This is a genomic window from Trichococcus sp. (assembly GCF_049589555.1).
Lineage (GTDB): Bacteria > Bacillota > Bacilli > Lactobacillales > Aerococcaceae > Trichococcus.
Window position 1 is genome coordinate 1 of record NZ_JBAWAZ010000157.1, and the last position, 1628, is coordinate 1628.

The window sequence follows — 1628 nt, forward strand, 5'->3', positions numbered from 1 at the left end:
GGTCGTATGGACGGAAAAACAGTCATGCAACGTGCAAAGCAATTGATGGGTGAATAATCCTATAAGAATCAATTGGGTCCTCATCAAATCAGAGACAAAATAACATTACGAAGAGTTGCAAACAAATCTGAGTTTGTGACTCTTTTTTAGGAGAATTGAAATGGCAATACGTGAATATTTTACAATTGATATTGGAGGTACTTATATTAAGTATGCCATTGTGGATGAAGCATTTGAGCTGAAGCAGCAGGATAAGGTGTCCACACCAAAAAGTAAAGAAATGTTGCTAGAAACGCTTTATGGTCTGATTGGCCAACATCCCGAACTGTCTGGGGTTGCGATTTGTTGTCCAGGAAAGGTGACATCAGATGGGACGGTCTACTATGGCGGCGCGTTGCCGTTTATGCATGAAACGCCTTTAGCTTCGTTGATCACAACAAAATTCGCGATTCCTTGTTCGGTAATAAATGATGGCAAGGCAGCGGCATTGGCTGAACACGCAAAAGGCAATCTAAGAGGCGTGGCAAATGGTGCTGCTGTGATCCTCGGGAGCGGCGTTGGTGGGGGAATCATCCTGAATAATAGCCTATTGATGGGCGCCAATGATCAGGCCGGAGAATTCAGTTTCATCAATGCGAATATTGATACGCGCCCAGTAGCGGGTCAGATGGTGGGGAGAAAACTGTCAGCAGTATATTTTGTGAATGAATGTGGCCGATTGTTAGCGTTAGAGAATCCCGATGATGGCCAAACAGTCTTTCGCGAAATCGAGAACGGATCTGACGAAAGGGTTGTGTCGTTATTTGAGGACTACTGCCGCAAGGTTGCCTCATTGATCATGAATGTTCAGGCAACCTTGGATATCGAAAAAGTAGTAGTTGGCGGCGGAATCAGCTCACAGCCTATCTTAGTTGAAACGATCCAAAGTCAATATCATCAATTAATTGAAGAAATGGGCTTCTTCGGTGAAATGCTGCATAAAGTAGATATTGAAGTTTGCGCCTACTCAAACAGCGCAAACCTGATCGGCGCACTTTCGTATTTTAAAACAGTACATTCCTGAAGTAATGTATCGAATCATAGAAATCAAAAAAGACACGCAGCCGTGTCTTTTTTGATTCCTATTTTTGTAATTGTAACGTTCATATATCTTTGTGCTTATTTGCCCATTTCGTCAGGCAGGAAAACCGTAAACGCACTCCCGCCATCTTTCTCGCTTTCAACCGCAATCTGGCCCTTCGCCAAGGAAACGATCCGGCTCACGATTGCCAGCCCTAGCCCTAATCCCCGGCCATTGTCGTTCGGAGTGCTCTGATAGTACTTGTTGAAGATATTGGCTATTTCATTCGAAGTCATCCCTATGCCGGAATCGCGGAAGGAGACGCTGATCCAGCTTTTTTCCTGCTTCCCAGAAATGACAATGGTGCCGCCTTTGGGTGTGTATTTGATGGCGTTGTTAAGCAAGTTGATCCACACGTGCTGCATCAGATCGGGATTGCCGAAATACAACAGATCAGGGAGCTCAATTTCCACCTGGATGTTCTTTTCGTTCCACTGCGGGGAGAGAAGGATGGCGACTTGTTTCAGTTGTTCGTCCAAGGAGTACGGCTTTCTGTCCACAATGATCT

2 protein-coding genes are annotated in these 1628 nt (G+C 45.0%); one reads left to right on the plus strand and one right to left on the minus strand.

From position 1 onward, the window contains the following. The first annotated feature begins 160 nt into the window (after nucleotides 1-160). Entirely contained in the window at nucleotides 161-1063 is a 903-nt protein-coding gene (locus WBV27_RS06200; protein ID WP_424200370.1) for an ROK family protein, read from the plus strand. 95 nt (nucleotides 1064-1158) lie between these two features. On the opposite strand, the gene WBV27_RS06205 is transcribed toward WBV27_RS06200, so the two are convergent. Then, on the minus strand, nucleotides 1159-1628 hold a 470-nt coding region (locus tag WBV27_RS06205), incomplete at its 5' end, for a sensor histidine kinase (RefSeq protein WP_424200372.1).

Excerpts from the sequence above, each read along its gene's own strand:
- WBV27_RS06200 (WP_424200370.1), top strand. The coding sequence starts at position 161 with ATGGCAATACGTGAATATTTTACAATTGATATTGGAGGTACTTATATT.